The following is a 24,899-nucleotide window of genomic DNA, read 5'->3' on the forward strand; positions in this document are numbered from 1 at the left end:
CTCTGACCAATACTTACTATTAGCATTCCAAAAGGAAATATGCTATAACTAGGTATAGCTGTTATTGACTAGCCTGTATCCTTTATTACCAGTGATACTAAGAAGTAAATTCTTGGCTTTTCTAATAATAAATAAACAAAAGATAAGGAAAATATGAATAACAACAAACAACCAAAACAAGGAAATTTTGTAAAAAATATCTTGATGTGGGTAATCTTGGCTATTGTTGTTGTTGTCGGTTTCAATTTCTTCTTCAGTAGTAATCAATCGAGCGTGGATAAAATTAGCTATTCACAATTGATGACGAAACTTGACGGTAACAAGATTGAAAACGTCACAATGCAACCTTCTGATAGCTTAATTACTGTAACAGGTGAATATAAAGAACCTGTAAAAGTAAAAGGAACAAATAATTTCCCACTTTTAGGTAATTCTAGTAGTGAAGTTAAAAACTTCCAAGCTTATATTATTCCAACTGACAGTGTTGTCAAGGATATCCAAAATGCAGCTAAAAGTAATGATGTAAAACTTAGTGTTGTTCAAGCTTCATCAAGTGGTATGTGGGTTCAAATTCTCTCATATATCATTCCAATGCTTCTATTTGTTGGTATCTTCTGGCTCATGATGGGCGGAATGGGCGCTCGTGGCGGAGGCGGCGGTGGAAATCCGATGTCCTTCGGTAAATCTCGTGCTAAACAACAAGATGGTAAAACATCTAAAGTTCGTTTTGCTGACGTTGCCGGTTCTGAAGAGGAAAAACAAGAGCTTGTAGAAGTTGTTGATTTCCTTAAAAATCCGAAAAAATATCATGATTTAGGAGCTCGTATCCCAGCAGGTGTTCTTCTTGAAGGCCCTCCAGGTACAGGTAAAACATTGCTTGCTAAGGCTGTTGCCGGTGAAGCAGGAGTTCCTTTCTATAGTATCTCAGGTTCTGATTTCGTTGAAATGTTTGTCGGTGTCGGTGCCTCACGTGTCCGTGACTTATTTGAAAATGCTAAGAAAACTGCACCATCAATTATCTTTATTGATGAAATTGATGCTGTTGGTCGTCAACGTGGTGCAGGTCTTGGTGGTGGTAACGATGAACGTGAACAAACCCTTAACCAATTGCTCGTTGAAATGGATGGTTTCCAAGATGATGGCAACTCAGTAATCGTTATTGCTGCAACTAACCGTTCAGATGTGCTTGACCCAGCACTTTTACGTCCAGGTCGTTTTGACCGTAAAGTCTTGGTCGGAGCTCCAGATGTTAAAGGTCGTGAAGCCGTTCTTAAAGTTCATGCTAAAAACAAACCTTTAGCAAGTGATGTTGATTTGCACAATGTTGCTACACAAACTCCAGGCTATGTCGGAGCTGATTTGGAAAATGTTTTGAATGAAGCTGCACTTGTTGCTGCACGTCAAAATAAAAAAGAAATCAATGCTGCTGACATTGATGAAGGAATGGACCGTGCAATGGCTGGTCCAGCTAAGAAAGATCGTATTCAATCAATGCGCGAACGTGAAATCGTGGCTTACCACGAAGCAGGTCACGCTATTGTTGGACTCGTTCTTGAAAATGGATCTACTGTTCGTAAAGTTACCGTTGTTCCACGTGGACGCATCGGTGGTTACATGCTTGCTCTTCCAGATGAAGAAATCATGCAACCAACTAATTTCCATCTTCAAGACCAACTTGCCAGCCTTATGGGTGGACGACTTGGTGAAGAAATTGTCTTTGGTGTAGCTACTCCAGGGGCATCAAATGATATCGAAAAAGCAACACACATTGCTCGTTCAATGGTAACTGAATATGGGATGTCTAAGAAACTTGGTATGGTATCTTATGAAGGAGACCATCAAGTATTTATTGGTCGCGACTATGGTCAAACTAAGACTTACTCAGAAGCAACTGCTGTTATGATTGATGATGAAGTGCGTCGTATTCTCGGTGAAGCTTATGACCGTGCTAAAGAAGCAATTGAAACACACCGTGAGCAACATAAAGCAATTGCGGAAGCTCTGCTTAAATATGAAACACTTGATGCGAAACAAATCATGTCACTCTTCAAAACAGGAAAAATGCCTGATGAAGCAGCGGCAGCAGAAGTACCAGAACCAAAAACATTTGAAGAATCTCTCAAAGATGCAAATGCGAATGTTGATGATTTTTCAAACATTAATATCTATAATGGTGATGAAAAAACAGATTCTAAACCAGAAGAAAATAAAGAAAAATCAGAAGATGAAACAGCCGAATAAGGCTGTTTTTCTTTTTTTTTATGTTTTAGAATAAGTGGTCTAGTTTATTCTTGACAAAAAATAATATTTTGATATAATTAAATAGTTGTCGTTTGAGACGACTAACTTTCTTATTATTCATCTAAAATATTATTTTGAAAAGATAACACAGTTTATTCTTGACAAAAAAATATAAAAGTGTATAATAGAAAAGTACTGTTTGAGACAGCACAACAATATATGGTCCGTTGGTCAAGGGGTTAAGACACCGCCTTTTCACGGCGGTAACACGGGTTCGAATCCCGTACGGACTATATCTGGAGGATTACCCAAGTCCGGCTGAAGGGAACGGTCTTGAAAACCGTCAGGCGTGTAAAAGCGTGCGTGGGTTCGAATCCCACATCCTCCTTTTTAATTATCGCGGGATGGAGCAGCTAGGTAGCTCGTCGGGCTCATAACCCGAAGGTCATAGGTTCAAATCCTATTCCCGCAATTTTGGCTCGGTAGCTCAGTTGGTAGAGCAATGGATTGAAGCTCCATGTGTCGGCGGTTCGATTCCGTCTCGCGCCATTCCTTATTTAGCGGATGTAGTTTAATGGTAGAACCCCAGCCTTCCAAGCTGGCTACGCGAGTTCGATTCTCGTCATCCGCTTAACTTAATATTTTGGGAGTTTAGCTCAGTTGGTTAGAGCACTGTGTTGATAACGCAGGGGTCCCAGGTTCGAATCCTGGAATTCCCATATTTGGTATTTATTGCATAGGAGATATACCTGTTCCCATGTCGAACACAGAAGTCAAGTCCTTTTGCGCTGGAAGTACTTGGGGGTTGCCCCCTGGGAGATAAAGTCGATGCCAAGTTTACATTGCGGATTAGCTCAGTTGGTAGTAGCGCATGACTGTTAATCATGATGTCGTCAGTTCGAGTCTGACATCCGCAGTAACTAAGTCACCTAAGGGTGACTTTTTTTATTTTATAAATATCATCAATAAATCTTGGCACGCCTTTTTGTGTCAAGGTTTTTATTTACAGCTTTGTTGGTAGCGGTTACAATATAATTATACTAGTTACTATGTAAAGGAGTCTGAAATGACTGATACTGTAAACTTAAAAGTACGAGTGCAAAAACTTGGTACCGCATTATCAAATATGGTAATGCCAAATATTCCTATTTTGATTGCCTGGGGGGTGTTGACGATGTTCTTCATTCCTGATGGTTTTACCCCTAATAAAACATTTGCAGCAATAGTTAGTCCGATGCTTGCTTTTCTTATTCCCCTAATGATTGGTTACACTGGTGGAAAAAATATTTATGAACATCGTGGAGGAGTGGTTGGTGCAATTGCGACTTTCGGTTCAATTATTGCCACAGCTAGTCTTTCTCTAGGAGGTCTAAACATTAAAGGAAATGTTCCTATGATTTTAGGTGCAATGATTTTGGGTCCTTTTGGTGCATGGGTAATAAAAAAATTTGATGACTATGTTCAACCGCATATTAAAGCAGGTCTGGAAATGTTAATTAATAATTTCTCAGCTGGTTTAGTTGGATTTGGACTTGCACTTTTTGCTGTAAAAGTGGTTGGTCCACTTGTAGCTTGGCTAACCGACGTGATGGGACATGGGGTCGACTTTTTAATTGCTAATCATTTGATTCCCCTTGCTAATCTTTTTATTGAGCCAGCAAAAATATTATTTTTAAATAATGCAATCAATCAAGGGATTTTATCTCCATTGGGAATTCAGCAAGTTTCTGAAAATGGAAAATCACTTCTATTTTTATTAGAAGCGAATCCTGGACCAGGACTTGGAATTCTGATTGCTTTTATGCTTTTTGGTAAGGGTTCAGCTAAAGCGACGGCACCCGGTGCGATTTTGATTCAATTTGTCGGTGGTATACATGAAATATATTTTCCTTATGTCATGATGAAACCTGCGCTCTTTTTTGCTGTGATGGCAGGTGGGGTATCAGGAACCTTGACAAATAATTTACTAGGCTCGGGTCTTGCGGCTCCTGCTTCACCTGGTTCAATTATTGCAATCACAGGGATGGCATCAGCTAAATCAGCGGGTGGTTTTGTAAATGTCTTATGTGTCTGGTCAGGAATAGCTGTGGCAGCAATTGTTTCATTTCTAGTTGCATCTTTTATTTTAAAACGGGATAAATCAATGATTGATGATTCTGCTTTTGAGAATGCAAAAGTAGGTGTAGCTGCAGATAAAGCTGTCAGTAAAGGACAAGTTTCTGTCAGCAATAATATTACTGACCAAGTCGATTTCTCTACGATTAATCATATTATCTTTGCTTGTGATGCAGGAATGGGTTCATCAGCAATGGGAGCCTCTATTTTGAGAAATAAAGCTAAGAAAGCAGGTTTGCTACAGGATGTTACTAATGTCGCCATAGCTAACTTAAAAGCAGGTTCTGACACAATTGTTGTGACACAAGATGAACTTGCTCCACGAGCTGCGACAATGGCTCCTGAAGCAATCAGATACTCAGTGGCTAATTTCCTCAATTCACCTCGCTATGATGAAATCATTAGTAGTTTATTGACTACTGAAAATGCTACAAATCAAACAATAATTAGTGACAGACCTGTCAGTAAAAATGAGATAGACTTGAACCAAATTGATGAAGTTGTCTTTGCTCATGATGATTTACATATTGGTTCAAATACAATGGGCAAAGAAACATTAAAAGCAATATTCCAGATGCATGGTGTTAAAATTCCTATTTCTGATGTTGAATTTATTGGTTTAGGAGCATTTAATGCCAAAAATATCATGATTGTTTCAACAAAAGAATTTACGACAAGTGTAAAAAACGAAGCTCCAAATGCTCAACATCTTTTTGTTGAGTCATTAATTACTACTCCTGAATACATCAATATGGTGAAACGGATGAACAAATAAAAATACTAGCTGTTAATGGGCAGTCTAGTTATGAGTAGAATTTTAAAAAAGGAATTTTTATGTTTTTAACGAGTCGTGAGCAAAAATTAATCCAGACATTTTTGAAACGTGGAAAGCTTACGATAGCAGAAATGATGGAAATTACAGATACAAGTCGCAGAACGCTTTATCGCGATTTAAACAACTTACAAAAGTCTTTACCAGAAAATCTCAGTTTGGAAAATACTGATGAAGGATATTTTTTGAAAGGGGACATCAATCAACTTACTCAAGCCCATGAATTAATAGACTATTCAATAAGTGAACGTTTGTATGGTGAGTTGCTTTTATTAATTGAAAATAAAGCATCTATCGCTTCTCTAACAGATTATTTTGGAATTAGTCAACCGACAGTAACTAGTGATTTGAAGCAAATTGAGCAAGCTCTGTTTGAAAATGAACTAGTACTAATCCGAGATCGTGGCTTAAAACTTAAAGGGGCAGAAGAAAATATTCGTCCAGTATTTGTGGCAGTGATTTATAATTCAGCAAGCATTCAGGAACTACTTCTTAATCAACTTTCTAACAATAAAATTTTAAGAATAATAGATTTAAATAAATTTAAGCAAGTTAATGAGGCTTTTAAACGTATAGATTTACCTGAAAAAATGACTGACAAAGTCAAAGTTTTAATGCAACTTTTTTGCTTAGTTGTTTTGCTGCGTTTGGATGAGGGGTATTCTGTCGGTAGTGAAACCCTGGGCAGACCAAGTAAGCAAGCCTTAAACTTTGTCAATAAGTTACTGACAGAGTTATCAGTAACAAAATTTGTTGTTTCTGAAATCACTTATCTTGCATCAGTTTATGATATTTTATATTTTGGCTTTGGAAGAGAGCTGCTATTTATGGAAAAATTTGATACCGATTTTTCTTATAAAATTCGCCAACTCATTGATAAAGTTTCAACAATTCTTGAGATAGAATTTGGGAAAGATGACCGTTTATATGGTTTATTATATGCTCATCTCAAAGAATCAGAGATGTTACCAGTCCTCTTTCCTAAAAAAGAAAATGATTTTATCAAAAAGATAAATAAAGATAATCCTGAAATTTATAAAACAGTCAAAGAATCATTAAGGGAGGTCTTTGATAAGAATTTTTCAGAAATGGAAATTGCTTTTATAAGTCTTCACTTTGTGGCGACTCTTGAACGCAGTGACCTAGTTTTACCTTTAAGTGCCGCACTTGTCAGCAGTCGTGGAAGAATTTCTTGCGAATTTATCATGAGTAATTTAAGAAAGAATTTTCCCTTCTTAAAAAAGATAGAACTTATTCAAAGTTCAATCCATATCACTCAGGAAAAATATGACGTCATTTTTACAACAGAGAAAGAGTTAGATTACCTCTACATCAATCCAATGCTAGATCAAAAGAATTTGGAAAATATTCGTCACCAGCTGAGGTTGATTCAACAAAAATCACGAGCACTTACCTCTGATTCAGAAAAAGAAAAGAATTTTTTAAATCTCAATGACTTATTTTCAATAGGCAATGAAATATTAAAATCTTTTGAAATCCTATCTCTTGAAAATAAGGCAGAATTACATGATACTGTAAAACAAATTATTCAGCGAGTAAACCCAGAGGATAGTGGAGAACTCGTTCATTTGGTGGAAGAAAGATTTAAAGAAACACATCTAGCAATTCCAGAAACAAAAATTGCTCTCTTTCACGCAGTTCATTCATCAATCTCAAGCCCAATTTTTAAAATCTTTGACTTAAGTCAGCCAATTGAAGGAGTAGCAATGGATCATCAATCTATTCAAATTGGACGAGTTCTATTGTTATTAGCCCCTCCAGAAGTTCCAGAGTATGTTTCCTTTTTATTAGGTAAAATCTCAAGTTCAATTATTGAAAACAAGCTTTATACTAGGATATACGATTCCGGAAATTATGAAATTGTAAGTGAGTTACTAAGAGAGATAATTATCGAAGCTGTTAAACATTATGATGACTAGGTTTACATAAGTTGTAAACCTAGTAAACCAAGAAAGGTAGTTTTTAAATGGAAATTCAAAAAAGTCTGATTAAAATTAATCAAAACTTTTCAAATAAAGAAGAGGCCATAAAATATTGTGGAAGTTTGTTGGTTGATGGAGGTTATGTCAAACCTAACTATATCTCAGCAATGATTGAACGAGATAGAGAATTGTCAGTCTATATGGGAAACTTTATTGCAATTCCTCATGGAACGGATGAATCAAAAAAAGAAGTTTTAAAAACAGGAGTAGCCATTGTTCAAGTTCCTCGTGGTGTAAACTTTGGAACAGTAGAAAATCCTAAGATAGCAACAATGCTATTTGGAATTGCGGGGATTAAAGAGGAGCATCTTGAGCTGATTCAAAAAATATCAATTTTTTGTGCGGACGTTGACAATGTTGTAAAACTTGCTGATGCTCAGACAATCGAAGAAATTGCAAAATACTTTGAAAATTAATTAAAAAATGGCACAGCTTTTAGTGCCATTTTTTATATTTACCAGCATAATGTAAAAGCTTACAATTGCTTATATAGAGGGATTTTAGAGGATTCTATTTGAACTTTTACTTTCTAAATAAAGGAGCAGTAAGTAAGATGAAAAAAGCAGTACATTTTGGTGCAGGAAATATTGGACGTGGTTTCATAGGTGAAATTTTGAGTAAAAATGGATTTGATATTCACTTTGTTGACACAAATAAGTCTATAATTGACGAACTTAATAATCGACATTCCTATGAAATTGGGATTGCAAGTAGTGAACATGAAAAAATTTCTGTAAAAGCTGTCTCTGGTATTAACAATAGTGAGAATCCTGAGGCAGTCATTGAAGCAATTGCAAAAGCTGATATTCTAACAACAGCGATTGGTCCTAATGTCTTGCCTTATATTGCTGAGCTTATTGCAAAAGGACTTCAGAAACGTAAGGAAGAAAAGGTTCAGAGCCCGTTAGATATTATTGCCTGTGAGAATATGATAGGGGGCTCTGAATTTTTGGAAGAAAAAGTGTCCGATTATCTGTCGGAATCTGATAAACTTTATCTTTCTAAATTTATTGGTTTTCCTAATGCTGCAGTTGACCGTATTGTTCCTGCTCAAAAACATAAAGATGTTCTCTATGTTGAGGTAGAACCTTTTAGTGAGTGGGTAATAGATGCAAGTCATTTAAAAAATAAAGGAATCAAACTTGAAGGAGTTCATTATACAACTGACCTCGAACCATTTATTGAGCGTAAACTTTTTTCTGTAAACTCAGGACATGCTGCAGTTGCCTATTCTAGCGCATATAAAGGTTATAAAACAATATTAGAAGGTTTACAGGATGAAGAAATTTTGAATATCCTAAAAGCAGTTCAAAAAGAAACACGCGCTTTACTTTTATCAAAATGGGCTCAATATTTTAAGCAAGATGAGTTAATTAAATATCATGAACTAATCATTTCTCGCTTTTCTAATCCAGAAATTATTGATGAAGTGTCACGCGTGGCAAGAACACCTATCCGGAAATTAGGATATGATGAACGTTTTATTCGTCCAATAAGAGAATTAAACGATCGTAAGCTTTCTTATCAAAATCATCTAGATATTGTTGGAAAAATTTTTGCTTACCATGATGAAAATGATGCTCAAGCCATTCAACTCCAAGAAAAACTAAAAATAACAGAACTCCCAATGCTCATTGAAGAAGTGACTGGTCTAAGCAATCAAAAGTTGATTTTGGAAATCGAAAAGGTTATTAATCACTATAAAAAATAAAATTTGGGAGAGATGATGATTTTTTATTAATACAATTTATGATTCAAAATTTAACCGCTTTCTATTGAAAAAAAAGATAAAAAGTGTTATTATGGAATCATAGAAAAAGCACTGGAATGTGCGAGCTCTTTCATTTTTTTGACCGACTATATTTGTATTGCATAGGGGTTCATGAGACATTCGGTAGCGTAATACCTCGAACGAAAGTAGGGGAAGCTGATGCGAAGCGAGAACACCCACCTGGCGTTTTAGCGGGTTCAATACACGGAAGAGCATACGGCATTCAATCAGTGTTTTTTTGTATATCAAAAATTAGACGAAGCAATAATAAATCTGGAGCTATGAGACTATATATTTAAATAGAGCTACGTTTGAGTTTTAGAGTTGTTTTTGCATTCATTTATTAACAATTTTTGTTAATTTATTCGTTGGATAATTTTTGTAGAATAAAGATACCTCAAATGTGTAGACCTTACACGAATAATAAAAGGTCAGTCTAACTTTGTTTGTACCTAGATATGTACTTCAAACTATCTTTCGATTTTGAAAGCCCATAGTTTAACTTCTATGAGTTTTTTGTTTGTAAAAGGATATGAATCTAAAAGGAGTAAAGATTTATGCTGATTAGAAATTATGAATCAAAAGATTTAGATGAAGTTATTAATCTGTTTAAAAACACTATTTTTGAAGTAAATATTTCTGATTATACTTTGGAACAGATTAAAGCTTGAGTTGACGTTGACACAAAGTTATTTGATGATAATCTTGGCAAAACCTACGCCAGAGTCATTTCTAATCATGAGCAGATAGTAGGATTTGGTAACATTGATGATAAAGGACATATTGATTTATTTTATGTCAGTGCAGATTATCAAAGGCAGGGAGTAGGGCAAAAACTTCTAAATGATTTAGAAAAAAGTTCGAACTATACTAGCTTTATGGTTAATTCATCTATTACTGCTAAGCCCTTCTTTGAAAAAATGGGCTATAAAGAAACAAAAAAGAACTGTGTACACTTGCGAGGGCAAGATTTTGTTAATTTTACTTTAAAAAAGTTGTTGAATAAAGTTGATTTTATTTAACAACTTAAAATAATGTGCAGGCACTGAGCCACGTAAAAAGCTGATAGGAATATTGTTATTATGACAATGAAAACAGTTAACAAACATTTGTTTGTCTGGTTAGGAAGTTTTCTATTTGGGGGATTTGGGGTTGACCGTTTTATGCGAGGACAAATTGGAGTGGGGATTTGTGAATTATTATTCAACTGGGCTACTTTTGGCATTTGGTCTTTTGTCGATTGGATTGTAGCCTTGGTCAAGGCTTATAGTACTTACAACGATACTGAAGATATTACATTTATTAATGGTGGATATTCTAGATAAAAGCTCATCTATTTGAGTTATTTCTCAAATTTCTTTTAGAAGTTTATAAATAAAAAATAGACCAATCGTTGGCCTATTTTTTATTTATTTTTATCAACTAAATCTAAAAGGAATTCATTGACACTTGGGTAAATGGCTTCTTCACCAACCATGCTAATAAGTCCAGTTCTCTTAAATGATTCTTTTAATTTAGGATTCATTGAGGCGAAGACGATTTGGCGTTCTTCCTTATGAAAAATACTGTAAATATCAATCAATAGTTTTATAGAAGTGACGTCAATCATCGGTACACCTCTTAGAGAAAGAACAACATTAGTATTTGCTGGAAGTTCATCAATTGCTTGTTTTAACTTGCTACTATTTAAAAAGAAAAGCGGGCCAGAGATATAAATAACTGTCCAATTAGTAAACACTTCGTGATGATTTTGACTGATTCGTTCGGGTTCAATTTGTGAACTATTAATCTCAATTTGGGAAATTTTTACGATAAAGAGTAAGAAACCAACAATGATTCCTGCTAATATTGCAGTACTTAAATCGAAAATAACAGTGATAATCATCGTTACAAAAAATTCGATGATTCCACTTTTTAATTTATTTTTGAATAAGAAACGAATGGCTTCCCACTCGTTCATTCTTACGGCGGTCATGATAAGAACACCAGCAAGGGCACTTAGTGGAATATGAGTCATAAATGGTGCAAATAGAAACATGGAGAGGAGAAGAATAAGGGCGTGAATAATACCAGTTAAGCGAGTTTGAGCACCTGCTTTTATAGCTACACTTGTTCGAGCAATTGCGGCTGTTGCTGGAATTCCTCCGAAAAAGGGAATGAAAATATTTCCGATTCCTTGAGCAACGAGTTCTTGGTTATTGTCCATTGGGTGATTGGTTGCACGACCTGCTGAGGCACCACAAAGGAGACTTTCGGTCATTCCAAGTACGGTAATGCTTATGGCTGGGATAAGTAGAGTTTTCATGTCTTGAAGATTCAATTCAGTCAAACGTAGATGAGCTTGGGGAATAAGGGTGGTTGGAATTTTTCCTACTAAAGGAATATCTAGTTTTAGAACAAGGACTGCTAAAGTTGACAGAAGGATAGCCAACAATGAAGCTGGGAATTTTTTACCCCATGATTTAGGATAGAAAATCATTAATAAGATTGTTAAAAGTCCAATAATTGTTGAAGGATAATCAATGTGTAAGCCAGAGATAAATTTCATTAAATCAAAAAAAGAACCTGTAAAATGTTCTATTCCGAAAAAGTTTTTAATTTGTCCGCTGGCAATGATGATGGCAATACCAGAAGTAAAACCTGTTATTACTGGTGAGGGAATAAGTGAAATTAAATTTCCTAAACGGAAAATACCAGCGAGTAATAGAAAGATTCCTGCCATAAAAGTAGCAATAAATATTCCATTCATTCCGTATTTACCAATGAGTGAAATTAAAATAGCCGCCATTGCTCCTGTTGGACCAGAAATTTGATAGAAAGCTCCAGAAAGTGAGCTAATAATTATACCTGCAACAATGGCTGTTATAAGTCCGGCTGCGGCTGTTGTACCACTTGATACACCGAAGGCAAGGGCTAGAGGGAGGGCAACGGCGGCTACAGTAATTCCCGCCATCAAATCTTGTAAGAATTTTCGTCGGTTGTAGTCTTTGAATTCTGAGTTAATAATACCTAAAAATTGTTTAATCATAATAATTCCTTTAATTTTTTATCACAATATTCTATGATAACAGAGATGAGTAATCATATCAAATAATTATCGGAATCGAAATGAAATCAAGATTAGGTAAATTTCTTGTAATTAAAAAACCAGAAAATAAATTTATTACTAATATCTAATGAAAAATTGAAGGATAACTGCTAAAATAATGATAGAGATTTTATTAGGAGAGGAAGATAATGATAATTAAAACAATAAATTTGGAAAACTATAAAGAAGTTACTGAACTTATTCGTGAATCTTTTAGTCAGTCAGAACATGGTTATGGTAATGAGGCTGAACTTGTTGATAAAATTCGTAATGAAGAAGGTTATATCAAAGATTTGGAAATTGTTGCTTTTGAAGATGGTAAAATCGTTGGTCACGGTCTTTTGAGTGAGGTAGAGATAGTAAGTGACTCACAAAAATTCAAAGGTTTGGTCTTAGCTCCTCTTGATGTTTTAACTACTTACCAAGGTAAAGGAATTGGGGCAGCAGTATTATTGGAACTTGAAAAAAGAGCAAAAATTTTGGATTATCCGTTTATTAGTATTTTAGGACATGAAACTTATTATCCTAAGTTTGGTTATGTACCAGCAAGTCAATATCAAATCAAAGCACCCTTTGAAGTCCCTGATGAGAACTTTATGATTAAAGAATTAACTGACGGTGGCTTAGAAGGAAAATCAGGAGTAATTCACTACTCAGAAGCCTTTAACTAAGTAACAATTGAGTTTAAAACTCTTTGTTAGTAACTCTATATTTAAGACTTAAATAATAAAAATTCTTGCATTTTGGTCTATAAATCGGTATAATAAGCTAGTAAGTTGACCCGGTAGCTCAGTTGGCTTGAAGCACTGCTTCAAGGTTGCGGATAGAAAAATTGCGAAGCAATTTATCATTACTACCACAGAATTTTAGAATTCTAGAAGTGGTCACAAAATATTCAACTTTTTATAAGTTGGCCCGGTAGCTCAGTTGGTAGAGCAGTAGACTCTTAATCTATGGGTCCAGGGTTCGAGCCCCTGCCGAGCCATAAATAGTAAAAGCACTCTAAATTTTTAAAAGTTTAGAGTGCTTTTTTTACTGACAGAAATCTGTCAGTAAAGTAAATAGTCTGAAAATAGTGTATAATATTGTCAAAAGATTTCTGTCAGTAGAACAGGATGGTAAGTAGAGGATGTTTTATGGATTTATTAAAAAAATTTAACCCTAATTTAGATAAAATTGAAATTTCATTGATTCGTCAGTTTGACCAACAAGTTTCATCTATTCCTGATATTATAAAGTTGACTTTGGGAGAACCTGATTTTTATACGCCTGAGCATGTTAAACAAGCAGGGATTGCGGCAATCGAAAACAATCAAAGTCATTATACTGGAATGGCTGGTTTACTAGAACTACGTCAGGCAGCTAGTGAATTTATGAATAAAAAATATGGTTTATCTTATGCAGCAGAAGATGAAATTTTAGTTACTGTTGGAGTAACGGAAGCCATTTCTAGTGTTTTGTTATCAATTTTGGTTTCTGGTGATGAAGTTTTGATTCCTGCGCCTGCATATCCTGGTTATGAGCCATTAATTACGCTTGCTGGTGGTTCTTTGGTTGAAATTGATACAAGAGCTAATGATTTTGTTCTCACGCCTGAGATGCTTGAACAAGCGATTGTCGAGCGTGAGGGAAAAGTTAAGGCCGTTATTTTGAATTACCCAGCAAACCCTACAGGGGTAACTTATAATCGGGAGCAAATTAAGGCTTTAGCTGAAGTTTTGAAAAAGCATGAAGTATTTGTGATTGCTGATGAAGTTTATTCTGAATTAAATTACACTGACCAACCGCATGTATCAATTGCTGAATATGCACCTGAGCAAACAATCGTACTTAATGGTTTATCAAAATCGCATGCGATGACTGGTTGGCGGATTGGATTAATCTTTGCAGCGCGTGAATTAGTGGCACAGATTATTAAGACTCACCAATATTTGGTGACTTCGGCTTCAACTCAGTCACAGTTTGCAGCGATTGAAGCTTTGAAAAATGGTGCTGATGATGCTCTTCCTATGAAAAAAGAATATCTTAAACGTCGTGATTATATTATTGAAAAGATGTCAGACCTTGGTTTCAAAATTATTGAACCAGATGGAGCTTTCTACATTTTTGCAAAAATTCCAGCTGATTTAGAACAAGATTCATTCAAATTTGCTGTGGATTTTGCAAAAGAAAATGCAGTTGCCATTATTCCTGGTATCGCTTTTGGTCAGTATGGTGAAGGATTTGTCCGCTTATCTTATGCGGCTTCAATGGATATGATTGAGCAAGCAATGGCAAGATTGACGGATTATGTGACTAAAAAACGTGGCTGAGGAATCGGTCAGTAAAATTAAAAATCATTGATAACAGTTAGAAGAGTTGTCAGTGATTTTTTTGATATAATGAAATAAAATATCGAAAGGAGAAAATCATGCGTGATGCCGAAACTCAAGGTCTAGTGCTTTACAGTCGTAATTACAAAGAAAAAGATAAATTGGTCAAGATTTTTACAGAGTCTTTTGGTAAACGGATGTTTTTTGTCAAAAATTTTGGAAAATCCCCTTATGCTAGTTCCTTACAAGCTTTTACTGATGGAAAATTGACGGCAACGATTAATGACGGGGGATTTTCTTTTATCGAGGATGTCAGTGAAGTGGTCGTTTATAAAAATATTAGTTCAGATATTTTCATCAATGCTCATGCTTCTTATATCATAAGTTTGGCTGATGCGGCCATTTCTGATAATCAATACGACCCAGGGCTTTATGGATTTCTAAAGCGAAGTTTAGAGCTTTTAGATCAAGGATTTGATATGGAAGTCGTGACTAACATTTTTGAATTACAAGTTCTTCATCGTTTTGGGATTTCTTTGAACTTCTCAGAATGTGCATTTTGTCATAAAAACGTTGGCCCCTTTGATTTTTCTTATAAATTTAGTGGCTGCCTTTGTCCCCAACATTTTGATGAAGATTTACGACGAAGTCATCTTGACCCAAATGTGATTTATTTGGTCAATCTTTTTCAAGAAATATCTTTAGATGAACTCAAAAAAATCTCGATAAAAGCAGATATGAAACTAAAAATTCGTCAATTTATTGATGGGCTTTACGATGAATATGTCGGAATTCATCTCAAATCCAAAAAATTCTTGGACGGAATGTCTGGTTGGGCAGATATTATGAAATAAATCTGTGGATAAGTTGCTAGAAGTTCTGTCAGTAAATTTATCCACAGTGGAAAACTTAAAATTACTGACAGAAACCTCTAAATATTTCTGTCAGTAAAAAATGAGGATAATTTATGGACTCAAAATCATGGGGAAGAGTTTTTCGTGAAATTCGCGAAATGAAAAATTTGTCATTAGCCAAAGTTGCAGGAGATTATGAGCATTCACCAAATTTTATTACTTCAAAGCAACAAGTTTCACGTTTTGAACTTGGTGAATCTGATATCACACTCACAAAAATTTACTGACAAATTTTCCGTTAGTAAATTTATCCATAGAAAAAATCACTGACAAATCTGTCAGTGATTTTTAATTTTATTAAACGTGAATTGGTAAGCCATCAGCCAATTCAGCTGTATCCATAATCGCTTCACCAAGTGTTGGGTGAGGTTGGATAGTCAGTGAAATGTCTTTAGAAGTCAATCCATTTTCAATCGCTAGTGACAAACCAGAAATCAAGTCAGATGCACCAGGGCCAACGATTTGAGCACCGATTAAGGCCCCTTCTTTAGTTTCAGTAATCAAACGTAAGAAACCAGTAGTATCATTCATTGAAATGGCACGGCCATTTGCAGCAAATGGGAACTTAGAAATTTTAACATCTTTACGGTCTTTAACTGATTCAGGCGTTTCTCCAACTGTTGCCAATTCAGTTGTTGTATAAGCTACAGCAGGCAAAGCAACGTGTAAGTCCACGTCGTCCTCAGCTCCAGCAATCGCAGCAGCAGCAACTTTAGCTTGGAAAGAAGCTTTGTGAGCGAGCATTGGACCAGGAACCACATCACCGATTGCATAAATGTGAGGAACATTAGTTGCATAAGAATCGTCAACTTCAATCAAACCACGGTCAGTCAATTTAACATCAGTGTTGTTCAAGCCGATTAAATCAGTATTTGGACGACGTCCAACAGAAACGAGTAAGTAATCACCAGTCACTGTTTGTTCTTTTCCATCAACTTCAAAAGTTAATGTTACATCTTTGTCAGTTTGAGTAGCTGATTTAGCCATTGCTGAAGTAAAAATTTCAGAACCAGCAGATTTAACGCGATTAGCAATGATATCAGACATTTCTTTATCAAAACCGTTTAAAATGTGGTCCAAACCTTCAACAATTGTAATCTTAGAACCGAGCATACGGTAAGCTCCACCAAGCTCAGAACCAATAACTCCTCCCCCAACAATAATCAAATGTTTAGGAACTTCTGGAAGTGACAAAGCACCAGTAGAGTCAATAATGCGACCACCAAATGGGAAAGAAGGAATTTCGATAGGACGTGAACCAGTTGAGATAATCACATCATTAAATTGCAAAAGTTGGAACCCATCTTCTTGTTCAACATTTATTGTATTGTTATCAATAAATTCTGCAGTTCCTTGAATCACGTCAACTTTGTGTTTTTTAAGTAGCATTTTAACGCCACCTGTCAACTGGTTGACAACTTTATCTTGTTTCCATTTTTGGGCAGATTCCCAGTTTAATTTAACATTTCCGACAGAAAGACCAAAAGGATTTTCTCCTTTTTCTTCCTCCAAAGATTCTTGGTAATGATGACCAATATTAATCAATGCTTTTGATGGGATACAACCAATATTTAAACAAACCCCACCAACATTATCTTTTTCAATAATTGTAACTTTTTTACCAAGTTCAGCCGCACGGATGGCTGCAACATAACCACCAGGGCCTGAACCAATAACAACCAAATCAACTTCTGTTGCTTGTGCACCAACAACCATAATATATCCTCTTTCTTGTAAACATTAGTGTCAACTTGAATTTACAATACTGTAAACTAGTTTTTTAAATCTATGACAGAAAGAAACGAAAACAATATTTTTCCGTTCCTTTACTAATAAGACAATTAGCGAGTATCCTCTAGGGGACTCGCCTGTAATAAATAGATGCTTTAGCACCATTTATTACAGCCTATTAGATTTCCATAAGCATGAACTCAGGGTCAGCCAATAGAGATTTCAAGTAGTTAAGTGATGTTTGACCCAACATCCCATCAATCAAACGGTGGTCATAAGTCATAGACAATTTCATGTTTTGTCCCACAACAATTTCGCCTTCACCATTAACAATTGGTTCTTTAACGATTGAACCCAGTCCTAAAATTACGACATCAGAACCATTAATGATTGGTGTAAACCAAGAACCACGAGCAGATCCAATATTTGAAATTGTAATTGTTGAACCTTGCATTTGTTGAGGTTTAAGTGTTCCTTCTCGTGTAGCAGTAGCTAATTCAGCGATTTCTTTAGCAATTTCAAGAATTGATTTAGTTTCAGCTTCATGAATCACCGGAACGTACAAACCAGTTGGAGCATTTACAGCGATTCCAAGATTGACATGCTCGTGATAAACAATTTCTTGTTTTTCATAGTCAACAGAAGCATTGATATCTGGGAATTTATGAGCAGTAGTAGCCAAAGCTTTAGCAACATAAGCAAGATAAGTTAATTTAATATCTTGTTTTGCAGCAATTTCTTTAAAGACAGCACGATGTTTCACGAGTTTAGAAACTTCAACTTGGTCAAAGTTTGTTACTGGTGGAATGTGTGTATGTTGAGCAGTCATGACTTTAGAAACAACTTTACGAGTTGGATTCATTGCTTCACGTCGATCACCAGCCCCTGCTTTAACGCTTGGCGCTTTTTCAGCAACAGGAGCAGCTGGTTTTGGTTTATCAGCCTTAGGTGCTGGAGCAGCTTCTGGTGCTGTTTGAGCGATAGGAGCGGCACTGCCAGATTCAAAAGCTTTAACATCGGCCAACGTTGTGTGACCGTGACGACCAGTTGCAGGAACTTGACTTAAATCAATACCAGCCTTGCGTGCATAATGACGAACAGAAGGCATCGCAAGAATGTGACCAGTAGAAGTTGTTTTAGTCAATGGAGCATTTGCAGGAGTAGCTGCTTTAGGTGCTTTAGGTGCTTCTGCGACTGGAGCAGGACTAGCAGCTGCTGGAGCAGCCCCATTTCCATTGTACTCAATCAAAGGAGCCCCAACTTCTACAGTTGTTCCAGCTTCAACGAAAAGTTTAGTGACTTTTCCAGAATATGGAGAAAGAATTTCTTGCATGAGTTTATCATTTTGAACCTCTGCAACAGGATCATCTTCTTTAATTTCGTCTCCAACTTTAACTAACCAGTTGGCGATATCTCCTTCATGCATTCCTTCACCAATATCAGGCATCGTGAAGATTTGAGCTTCTCCAGAAGGTGCATCAGTTGTAGCAGTATCAGAACTAGCTGTGTCTTGAGGAGCAGGAGCAGCTTCAGAAGATCCTGAACCGTCACCATCAAACTCAACCAAAGGAGAATCAACTTCAACCGTTGTTCCAGCTTCAACGAAAAGTTTTGTTACGGTACCAGAATAAGGAGAGAGAATTTCTTGCATAAGTTTATCATTTTGTACTTCAGCAATTGGGTCATCTTCTTTAACAACATCTCCAACTTTAACTAACCAGTTGGCAATGTCTCCTTCGTGCATTCCTTCGCCAATATCAGGCATTTTAAAAATCTCAGTCATAGTCAACCACCTCTTTAACTTTATTCACAATATCTTCAGCTTTAACTGCCCAGTCATTTTCTGCTTGTGCAAATGGGAAAATTGAGTCAGGACCACTAACACGTCCAATTGGCGCTTTAAGGTTCAAAACAAAACGTTCTGAAATTTCGGCCATGACATTCGCTGCGATACCGGCTGTACGTTGAGCTTCTTGAACAACGACCACACGCCCAGTTTTTTCAACTGTTTTACCAATTGACTCAATATCAAGAGGAGCAACTGTTCTGAGGTCAAGGACTTCAGCTTTAATTCCATCTTTTTCGAGTTGTTCAGCAGCTTTAAGAGCAAGTGGAACTGTTCCACCATAAGCAATGATTGAAACATCAGAGCCTTCTTTAGCGACTGCAGCAGTATCAAGTGGTGTAGTATAGTAACCTTCAGGAACTTCACCTTTAAGTGAGCGATAAAGGTGAAGGTTTTCAAGGAAAATAACAGGGTCATTATTTTCAATTGAAGCCAGCAACAATCCTTTAGCATCAGCTGGATTTGAAGGCATTACAACACGAATTCCGGGGATTTGTGAAAATAGCCCTTCAATTGAATCCGCGTGCATTTCAGGCGTTTTAGTTCCGATTCCATAAGGTGTACGCACGACAATATTATTTGAACGTGTGTTATTAAAACGATAACGTGTCCGGCTCATTTGTCCAGCAATTGAGTCGAAAACTTCAAAGATAAAGGTTCCGAATTGGATTTCCATAATGGGGTGGAAACCTTGTGTTGCAAGACCAATTGCCATTCCACCAATTCCTGATTCAGCAAGTGGCGTATTGAAAACACGATCTTCTCCATATTTTGCTTGCAGACCATCAGTAGCACGGAAAACCCCACCATTTTGTCCAACGTCTTCACCAAAAATGAGTGCATCTTTATCTTTTTCAAGCGCCAAATCAAGCGCTTCTGTAATTGCTGCAATATAAGTTTTTACTGCCATTCTTATTTGCCCTCGCTTTCAAATTTTGCAATTTGTTCTGCCATTGCTTGGCTTGGCACTTCAAGTGTATTTTTAATGAAGCTAGAAATTTTTTGTTTTTCAACATTGTTGGCTTTCTTAATGTCGGCATCAATACCTGCATCAAGTTCAGCAATATAAGCTTCCTCTTTCTCTGTATCCCAAAGTCCTTTTTCAGTCAGGAAATTACGCATACGAACGAGAGGTTCTTTTTTCCACCAAGCTTCAATGTCTTCTTTAGTACGATAGCGAAGTGGGTCATCACCAGCTGTTGAGTGTGGTTCTAAACGGTTTGTAATTGCTTCAATAACAACTGGACCATTTCCAGCTACTGCCCAAGCACGAGCTTCTTTAGAAGCAAGATACATGGCAATCGCGTCCATTCCATCAACTACGATAGAAGGAGCACCTGCGGCCCAACCTTTAGCAGCTAAATGAGGAGCAGCACTTTGGAGACTACGAGGCGTCGAAATTGCATAGCCGTTATTTTGGATAAAGGCAACAAGTGGGGCTTTATAAGCTCCAGCAAAGTTAATTCCTTCATAAGTATCACCTTGTGAAGAACCACCATCACCTGTGTAAACGAAAGCTACAGCATCTTTTTTACGTTTTTTGAGTCCGAGTGCGACACCAGCGGCTTCAACGTATTGAGCACCAATGATAATTTGTGGGAACCATGAGTTTACAGGTTTACCATCATCGGTAGTGTACTCATTACCAAGTTGATGTCCACGAGACCAAAGAAGACCTTTCCAAATTGGCCAACCTTTTGCGTAAATTTGTGGCAAGTCACGGTAACCTGGGAAGAGCCAGTCTTCGTCAGTGAAAGCGAATGATGAGGCCATTTGAGAAGCTTCTTGACCAGCGTGAGGTCCAAAGAATCCCATACGTCCTTGTTTAGCTAATTTCATTGAACGAATGTCAACTTGACGTGCAAAAAGCATACTTTTAAAGAGTTCAACGAGTTTTTCATCAGAAAGTCCTGCACGTTTAAGACCATCTTCGTCAACAATTTTTCCTTCTTCGTTAAGAATTTGAAGCATTGGAAATGTAGTGTCTTGCAGTTCTAGCTGCGCTTTGAAATCTAAGATTTGTTCTGAATTTGACATAATAGATTCCCTTTCTATTTTATGTGTCTATAATTAGAAATTTATCATTTTTTGGAGAAATTTCCTAAGGTTATGCTTGTGAAATAACTTAATCTGTTCGGTAGTCAGCTTTGAACATTTCAGAAAGTTCAGTATTTTGAATTGTTCCAAAATATTGTCCTTCTTTATTTGTTTCAAGGACTTCAAGAATTGCTGAAGGTTCAAATTCAAGACCAATAAATTGCTCTTTGATATCTCGCCAATCTCGAACGCCTAAGAAATCTCCTTGGAAATTAATTTCAGTGATTTTACCATTTTCGACATTGACTTGAATATCAATGGCTCCGCCGGTAAATTTAGCGTGATTTTGGAAGGAGAATTTTGGTGATTCGCCATAATTCCAATCCCAAGTCGCAAATTGCTCATCTCGTATTTTTTTGATTGAGCTAAGTTGGTCATCAGTTAAAACTAATTCACCATCTTTTCCTTCGTCTGTGAGATAGTATTTTAATGCGTCAATAAAACTATCTAAGGTTAAGTCCTCAGGGGCAAAATCTTTGATATTTCCCACACGAGCGCGAACTGATTTAGCTGCTTTACTGACAAATTTTTCATCAGAAACATTGAGAGAACGAATCATTGCTTCAACATCAGTGTCCCAAAGGAGGGTTCCGTGATGCATCAAATAACCTCCGGCATAGCGTTGGGCATTTCCCGAAATCTTTTTACCCTCAACTTCAAGGTCATTGCGTCCAGTGATTTCAGCTTTGATTCCAACAGCATGGAGTGCTTCATACATCGGTTGAACAAATTTTTTAAAGTTGACAGAGCCAGAATTTTCGACAGGAACAAAAAATGTGAAACAGATGTTTCCTTCATCATGATAAACTGCACCACCGCCAGATACTCGACGAACAACTTGAACATCATGACTGTCAATGTAGTCTTGATTCACTTCAGCAAAAGTGTTTTGGTTGCGCCCCACAATAACTGCACGTTTATTTTGCCATAAAGCAAAAACAGGCTCAGTTGGTTTTAGGTGATAAAGTAGCCAGCTGTCCATCGCGATATTTGTGTAAGCGTCTTGACCTAGATAGTTAATAAATTGCATGTTTATGCATCCCTTCCAAATCCTTGTGCTTATTTTGTCAAACAAGTTTGACAAAATAACACGCACGATTTAATTATACCCTTTGTGAAACAAAATGTAAAGAGAAATGCTTTACGCTTACAATTACTGTACTATGTGATTTTCACCTCAAAATATTGTGAAATAGATATCATTTGTGATAGATGAAAAAAAAGACCAGTCTATTTTGACTGGTCTTGGATTTCTCGACGAATTTCGAGGGCACGTTCCGGAAAATCGGTGATGATTCCAGCTACATGTTGTTGAAAAGCTTGTCGTATTTCTGTTTCTTGATTAACTGTCCAAAGACGAAGGGGTCTTTTTGAACTTTTGAGAAGAAGTGGGTGCTTGAAGGCGTAGGTTCTTCGGGGATGAATTCCTGAAATAAAATCTGTTGAGCTGCCTTTATAATGACTTTTTAGGGTCAAAAGATTTTTTGTCAGATAATTAACTTCAGCCTTTGAATCAAAAGTGTGTATTTTTTTTAATGAATCAAAATTAAACGAACTATAAATATAGCTAAAGGGCCATTTAGTTTCTGTCATTAAGTCTGAGAGTTTTTTTTCAATTCCGGGATAGTCAAATTTATCAGTTTTAATTTCGATATTTAAATAACCAGTAAATGATAGGTCTGTAAGTAGTTTTAAAACCTCTGACAAAGTTGGAATTTTTTCGTCAGTAAATTTTGGATTGAACCAAGAACCAGCATCAAATTTCTTTAAATCTATAGCATTCATATTTTTGACAAGGCCTTTACCATTTGTTGTCCGGTCAATTTTCTCATCGTGAATAACAATTAATTCATTATCGAGTGATAAGTGGACATCAAGCTCAATTCCGTCAGCATGGACACGAATAGCTTCATGAAAAGCGGCCAATGTATTTTCTGGACAGTTGGATTTAGAACCACGATGAGCAAAAACCAATGTTTTAGAAGTGAGGCTTGGCTTGAATTTCAAATTATTTTTGATCTTATTTCTGTCAAGAAAATTATGAAGTTTAAAAACTATTTTTGTGAAGCCGGACATTAGTCACTTCCTTTCGATTTGAGAATAATTTTTACTGACAAGGCCATAAAAGAAGCACTGATAGGGTCTGTCAGTAAAAATTAAAGATGAGTTTCCTTGTATTCTTCTTCGATTTGGCTGACAAAAAGGTGCATTATTTTATCACGCTTTTCGCCTAGTCTTTTTCCTTCGGTTGTATTTAATAAATCTTTTAACAAAAATAATTTTTCATAAAAATGATTGAGTGTGGAGTTATTTTTTTGACTATGATAGTCTTCTTTAGAATTGTAATCTAAAGGTGGCAGATTTGGGTCATAAAAGACTCGATTTTTTGCCCAACCATATTCAAGTGTCCTTACAATTCCCCAAGCTCCCATTGCATCAAGGCGGTCAGCATCTTGCACAATTTGTCCATTCAAAGAGAGTGTTTTTCTCTCAATTAAATTACTTGAAAAACTCATGTTGTCAATAATCATAAAAAGTTCATCAATGAGCTTTTTATCAATTTTAAGCTCATTTAAAAATTGCGCAACTTTAGCTTTTTGTTTAGGAACATCATCTGTTAATTTTTCATCATAAGTATCATGTAAATAACAAGTTGTTAGAACAAGTTCTTGATTTGCTGACGGCTCTGTCAGTAAAATTTTTTGAGCAAGAGCAACAACCCGTTCAATATGGTCAAAGCCATGTCCATCATTATTTTTATCATGAATTTCTTGAGCAAATCTTTTAATTTTCTTTAAATCAATCAAGTTAAATCTCCAAAATAAATGACTTGAGTTTACACCAGTGTCAACTAAAACCAAATAGTGTAAACTGGCGAATTCTCAAGATTAGTAGGGCTAAGGAAGTAAATTTTGAAAATGAATTATTTGAAATAGTTGATTCCCATAGCAGACTTGACTTCATCAAGAGTTTGACTGGCTACAGCTTGGGCCTTAAGTGAGCCTGCTTTAAGCATATCGTAAACGTAGTCCATATTTTTTGCAAACTCAATACGACGTTCACGGATTGGTGAAAGTTCGCGGTCAAGAACATCAAGAAGGAAACGTTTTGTTTTCACATCACCAAGACCACCCGCTTGATATTGGGCTTTCATTTCAGCAATTTGCTCTGCATCTTCAGCTTTACCAAAAACATCAAGATAATGGAAAACCATGTTTCCTTCAATTTTACCAGGATCTTCAACTTTGATATGGTCAGGGTCAGTATACATTGACATCACTTTTTTCTTGAGTGTGTCCATGTCATCAGCAAGGAAAATTCCGTTTCCAAGAGATTTAGACATTTTGGCATTTCCGTCAAGTCCAGGTAAACGACCAGCAGCTTCATTTTCAGGGTAAATTCCTTCTGGTTCAACTAAAATATCTGTGTGATAAGCATTATTAAATGAGCGAACAATTTCTCGTGTTTGTTCAATCATTGGTTTTTGATCATTTCCGACTGGAATATGAGTGGCTTTAAAAGCAGTAATATCAGCAGCTTGAGAAACTGGATACACTAAAAAGCCAGCAGGGATTGATTCACCAAAAGCTTTTTGTGCAATCTCTGTTTTTACAGTAGGATTGCGTTCAAGGCGGGCAAGTGAAACTAAATTCATATAATACATTGAGAGTTCAGCTAGTTCAGGAATTTGACTTTGAATGAAAATGGTTGATTTTTCAGGGTCAAGTCCTGCTGCTAAGTAGTCAAGGGCAACATCACCGACAGATTGACGAATGAGTTCAGGTTCTTTTGCATGGTCAGTTAAAGCTTGTTGGTCAGCTAAAAAGACAAACATATTGTATTTATCTTCATTTTGCATTTTGACACGATTTTGCAAAGAGCCTACATAGTGGCCGATGTGAAGTTTTCCTGTTGGACGGTCTCCAGTTAAAATAGTTGGTTTTGTCAT

The 24,899-nt window shown here is 36.2% G+C and carries 20 protein-coding genes, 8 tRNA genes, 1 rRNA gene, 1 other RNA gene and 1 pseudogene; 22 read left to right on the forward strand and 9 right to left on the reverse strand.

All coding sequences use genetic code 11. The features are described from left to right. Nucleotides 1–153 precede the first annotated feature (153 nt). From ftsH to LDP15_RS07850, 17 genes and pseudogenes are all read left to right on the forward strand, one after another. Complete coding sequence (gene ftsH, locus LDP15_RS07770) at nucleotides 154–2,241, forward strand: ATP-dependent zinc metalloprotease FtsH (RefSeq protein ID WP_003132177.1); 2,088 nt, start codon at nucleotides 154–156, stop codon at nucleotides 2,239–2,241. 221 nt (nucleotides 2,242–2,462) lie between these two features. After that, nucleotides 2,463–2,534, forward strand: a tRNA-Glu gene (locus LDP15_RS07775). Nucleotides 2,535–2,539: 5 nt separating this feature from the next. Next, nucleotides 2,540–2,629 (forward strand) — tRNA-Ser (locus tag LDP15_RS07780). Between the two features lie 10 nt (nucleotides 2,630–2,639). Then, nucleotides 2,640–2,713, forward strand: a tRNA-Met gene (locus LDP15_RS07785). 4 nt (nucleotides 2,714–2,717) lie between these two features. Then, a tRNA-Phe gene (locus LDP15_RS07790) sits at nucleotides 2,718–2,790 on the forward strand. A gap of 11 nt (nucleotides 2,791–2,801) precedes the next feature. Continuing rightward, nucleotides 2,802–2,872 (forward strand) — tRNA-Gly (locus LDP15_RS07795). Nucleotides 2,873–2,886: 14 nt separating this feature from the next. Continuing rightward, nucleotides 2,887–2,960, forward strand: a tRNA-Ile gene (locus LDP15_RS07800). A gap of 2 nt (nucleotides 2,961–2,962) precedes the next feature. Continuing rightward, nucleotides 2,963–3,078 (forward strand): 5S ribosomal RNA (rrf, locus tag LDP15_RS07805). 6 nt (nucleotides 3,079–3,084) lie between these two features. Further along, nucleotides 3,085–3,158: transfer RNA gene (locus LDP15_RS07810), tRNA-Asn, on the forward strand. 149 nt (nucleotides 3,159–3,307) lie between these two features. Continuing rightward, a complete protein-coding gene (locus LDP15_RS07815; protein ID WP_225513348.1) occupies nucleotides 3,308–5,131 on the forward strand; it encodes a PTS transporter subunit EIIC in 1,824 nt (607 codons plus the stop codon). Between the two features lie 59 nt (nucleotides 5,132–5,190). Further along, on the forward strand, nucleotides 5,191–7,128 hold the full coding sequence (locus LDP15_RS07820) for a transcription antiterminator (protein ID WP_015425609.1): 1,938 nt from the start codon (nucleotides 5,191–5,193) through the stop codon (nucleotides 7,126–7,128). Nucleotides 7,129–7,175: 47 nt separating this feature from the next. Then, a complete protein-coding gene (locus LDP15_RS07825) occupies nucleotides 7,176–7,607 on the forward strand; it encodes a PTS sugar transporter subunit IIA (protein ID WP_003132182.1) in 432 nt (143 codons plus the stop codon). 137 nt (nucleotides 7,608–7,744) lie between these two features. After that, a complete protein-coding gene (locus tag LDP15_RS07830) occupies nucleotides 7,745–8,902 on the forward strand; it encodes a mannitol-1-phosphate 5-dehydrogenase (protein WP_015425610.1) in 1,158 nt (385 codons plus the stop codon). Between the two features lie 105 nt (nucleotides 8,903–9,007). After that, a non-coding RNA gene (gene ssrS / locus LDP15_RS07835) (6S RNA) lies at nucleotides 9,008–9,200 on the forward strand. Nucleotides 9,201–9,519: 319 nt separating this feature from the next. Next, nucleotides 9,520–9,633 carry an acetyltransferase gene (locus tag LDP15_RS07840; RefSeq protein WP_225513349.1) on the forward strand — a complete coding sequence of 38 codons (114 nt, stop codon included), beginning with the start codon at nucleotides 9,520–9,522 and terminating at the stop codon, nucleotides 9,631–9,633. A gap of 51 nt (nucleotides 9,634–9,684) precedes the next feature. Further along, a pseudogene (locus LDP15_RS07845) lies at nucleotides 9,685–9,984 on the forward strand (GNAT family N-acetyltransferase); the annotation flags it as partial. Nucleotides 9,985–10,044: 60 nt separating this feature from the next. Continuing rightward, entirely contained in the window at nucleotides 10,045–10,287 is a 243-nt protein-coding gene (locus tag LDP15_RS07850; protein ID WP_015425612.1) for a TM2 domain-containing protein, read from the forward strand. 80 nt (nucleotides 10,288–10,367) lie between these two features. On the opposite strand, the gene LDP15_RS07855 is transcribed toward LDP15_RS07850, so the two are convergent. Further along, complete coding sequence (locus LDP15_RS07855; RefSeq protein ID WP_015425613.1) at nucleotides 10,368–11,990, reverse strand: SulP family inorganic anion transporter; 1,623 nt, start codon at nucleotides 11,988–11,990, stop codon at nucleotides 10,368–10,370. 209 nt (nucleotides 11,991–12,199) lie between these two features. Between LDP15_RS07855 and LDP15_RS07860 the strand changes: the two genes are divergently transcribed. From LDP15_RS07860 to LDP15_RS07880, 5 genes are all read left to right on the forward strand, one after another. Next, complete coding sequence (locus LDP15_RS07860) at nucleotides 12,200–12,721, forward strand: GNAT family N-acetyltransferase (RefSeq protein WP_003132215.1); 522 nt, start codon at nucleotides 12,200–12,202, stop codon at nucleotides 12,719–12,721. 241 nt (nucleotides 12,722–12,962) lie between these two features. Then, a tRNA-Lys gene (locus LDP15_RS07865) sits at nucleotides 12,963–13,035 on the forward strand. A 151-nt stretch (nucleotides 13,036–13,186) separates the two neighbouring features. Beyond that, entirely contained in the window at nucleotides 13,187–14,362 is a 1,176-nt protein-coding gene (locus LDP15_RS07870; protein WP_042229974.1) for a pyridoxal phosphate-dependent aminotransferase, read from the forward strand. Between the two features lie 98 nt (nucleotides 14,363–14,460). Next, on the forward strand, nucleotides 14,461–15,216 hold the full coding sequence (recO, locus tag LDP15_RS07875; RefSeq protein WP_015425615.1) for a DNA repair protein RecO: 756 nt from the start codon (nucleotides 14,461–14,463) through the stop codon (nucleotides 15,214–15,216). A 113-nt stretch (nucleotides 15,217–15,329) separates the two neighbouring features. Next, nucleotides 15,330–15,503 (forward strand): helix-turn-helix transcriptional regulator, encoded by a 174-nt coding sequence (locus LDP15_RS07880; RefSeq protein ID WP_225513350.1) that lies wholly within the window; start codon nucleotides 15,330–15,332, stop codon nucleotides 15,501–15,503. 70 nt (nucleotides 15,504–15,573) lie between these two features. Here the strand turns inward: LDP15_RS07880 and lpdA are convergent, their stop codons facing one another. From lpdA to trpS, 8 genes are all read right to left on the reverse strand, one after another. Continuing rightward, nucleotides 15,574–16,992 carry a dihydrolipoyl dehydrogenase gene (lpdA, locus tag LDP15_RS07885; RefSeq protein WP_010905074.1) on the reverse strand — a complete coding sequence of 473 codons (1,419 nt, stop codon included), beginning with the start codon at nucleotides 16,990–16,992 and terminating at the stop codon, nucleotides 15,574–15,576. Between the two features lie 193 nt (nucleotides 16,993–17,185). Beyond that, nucleotides 17,186–18,790 carry a 2-oxo acid dehydrogenase subunit E2 gene (locus LDP15_RS07890; protein WP_015425617.1) on the reverse strand — a complete coding sequence of 535 codons (1,605 nt, stop codon included), beginning with the start codon at nucleotides 18,788–18,790 and terminating at the stop codon, nucleotides 17,186–17,188. Continuing rightward, complete coding sequence (locus LDP15_RS07895; RefSeq protein ID WP_015425618.1) at nucleotides 18,783–19,763, reverse strand: alpha-ketoacid dehydrogenase subunit beta; 981 nt, start codon at nucleotides 19,761–19,763, stop codon at nucleotides 18,783–18,785. Before LDP15_RS07895 ends, LDP15_RS07890 begins: the two co-directional genes overlap by 8 nt. Before the next feature lie 2 nt (nucleotides 19,764–19,765). After that, the gene (locus LDP15_RS07900; RefSeq protein WP_010905077.1) at nucleotides 19,766–20,890 is read right to left on the reverse strand and encodes a thiamine pyrophosphate-dependent dehydrogenase E1 component subunit alpha; all 1,125 of its coding nucleotides are present in this window, start codon (nucleotides 20,888–20,890) and stop codon (nucleotides 19,766–19,768) included. Between the two features lie 88 nt (nucleotides 20,891–20,978). After that, entirely contained in the window at nucleotides 20,979–21,980 is a 1,002-nt protein-coding gene (locus LDP15_RS07905) for a lipoate--protein ligase (protein WP_010905078.1), read from the reverse strand. A 200-nt stretch (nucleotides 21,981–22,180) separates the two neighbouring features. After that, nucleotides 22,181–23,026, reverse strand: coding sequence for a glycerophosphodiester phosphodiesterase (locus LDP15_RS07910; protein WP_015425620.1), 846 nt, complete (start codon nucleotides 23,024–23,026; stop codon nucleotides 22,181–22,183). 80 nt (nucleotides 23,027–23,106) lie between these two features. Then, on the reverse strand, nucleotides 23,107–23,757 hold the full coding sequence (locus LDP15_RS07915) for an HD domain-containing protein (protein ID WP_015425621.1): 651 nt from the start codon (nucleotides 23,755–23,757) through the stop codon (nucleotides 23,107–23,109). A gap of 116 nt (nucleotides 23,758–23,873) precedes the next feature. Next, nucleotides 23,874–24,899: a tryptophan--tRNA ligase gene (gene trpS, locus LDP15_RS07920; protein ID WP_015425622.1), complete on the reverse strand. Its 1,026-nt coding sequence runs from the start codon at nucleotides 24,897–24,899 to the stop codon at nucleotides 23,874–23,876.

It is taken from the genome of Lactococcus sp. SK2-659, assembly GCF_020218185.2.
Lineage (GTDB): Bacteria > Bacillota > Bacilli > Lactobacillales > Streptococcaceae > Lactococcus > Lactococcus lactis.

What these genes read in the sequence shown, in the direction of transcription:
- LDP15_RS07840 (WP_225513349.1), top strand. Translation starts at nt 9,520, where the DNA reads ATGCTGATTAGAAATTATGAATCAAAAGATTTAGATGAAGTTATTAAT.
- LDP15_RS07870 (WP_042229974.1), top strand. Translation starts at nt 13,187, where the DNA reads ATGGATTTATTAAAAAAATTTAACCCTAATTTAGATAAAATTGAAATT.
- LDP15_RS07900 (WP_010905077.1), bottom strand. Translation starts at nt 20,890, where the DNA reads ATGTCAAATTCAGAACAAATCTTAGATTTCAAAGCGCAGCTAGAACTG.
- ftsH (WP_003132177.1), top strand. Translation starts at nt 154, where the DNA reads ATGAATAACAACAAACAACCAAAACAAGGAAATTTTGTAAAAAATATC.
- LDP15_RS07850 (WP_015425612.1), top strand. Translation starts at nt 10,045, where the DNA reads ATGACAATGAAAACAGTTAACAAACATTTGTTTGTCTGGTTAGGAAGT.
- lpdA (WP_010905074.1), bottom strand. Translation starts at nt 16,992, where the DNA reads ATGGTTGTTGGTGCACAAGCAACAGAAGTTGATTTGGTTGTTATTGGT.
- trpS (WP_015425622.1), bottom strand. Translation starts at nt 24,899, where the DNA reads ATGACAAAACCAACTATTTTAACTGGAGACCGTCCAACAGGAAAACTT.
- LDP15_RS07820 (WP_015425609.1), top strand. Translation starts at nt 5,191, where the DNA reads ATGTTTTTAACGAGTCGTGAGCAAAAATTAATCCAGACATTTTTGAAA.
- LDP15_RS07830 (WP_015425610.1), top strand. Translation starts at nt 7,745, where the DNA reads ATGAAAAAAGCAGTACATTTTGGTGCAGGAAATATTGGACGTGGTTTC.
- LDP15_RS07910 (WP_015425620.1), bottom strand. Translation starts at nt 23,026, where the DNA reads ATGTCCGGCTTCACAAAAATAGTTTTTAAACTTCATAATTTTCTTGAC.
- LDP15_RS07815 (WP_225513348.1), top strand. Translation starts at nt 3,308, where the DNA reads ATGACTGATACTGTAAACTTAAAAGTACGAGTGCAAAAACTTGGTACC.
- LDP15_RS07905 (WP_010905078.1), bottom strand. Translation starts at nt 21,980, where the DNA reads ATGCAATTTATTAACTATCTAGGTCAAGACGCTTACACAAATATCGCG.
- LDP15_RS07880 (WP_225513350.1), top strand. Translation starts at nt 15,330, where the DNA reads ATGGACTCAAAATCATGGGGAAGAGTTTTTCGTGAAATTCGCGAAATG.
- recO (WP_015425615.1), top strand. Translation starts at nt 14,461, where the DNA reads ATGCGTGATGCCGAAACTCAAGGTCTAGTGCTTTACAGTCGTAATTAC.
- LDP15_RS07855 (WP_015425613.1), bottom strand. Translation starts at nt 11,990, where the DNA reads ATGATTAAACAATTTTTAGGTATTATTAACTCAGAATTCAAAGACTAC.
- LDP15_RS07895 (WP_015425618.1), bottom strand. Translation starts at nt 19,763, where the DNA reads ATGGCAGTAAAAACTTATATTGCAGCAATTACAGAAGCGCTTGATTTG.
- LDP15_RS07890 (WP_015425617.1), bottom strand. Translation starts at nt 18,790, where the DNA reads ATGACTGAGATTTTTAAAATGCCTGATATTGGCGAAGGAATGCACGAA.
- LDP15_RS07825 (WP_003132182.1), top strand. Translation starts at nt 7,176, where the DNA reads ATGGAAATTCAAAAAAGTCTGATTAAAATTAATCAAAACTTTTCAAAT.
- LDP15_RS07860 (WP_003132215.1), top strand. Translation starts at nt 12,200, where the DNA reads ATGATAATTAAAACAATAAATTTGGAAAACTATAAAGAAGTTACTGAA.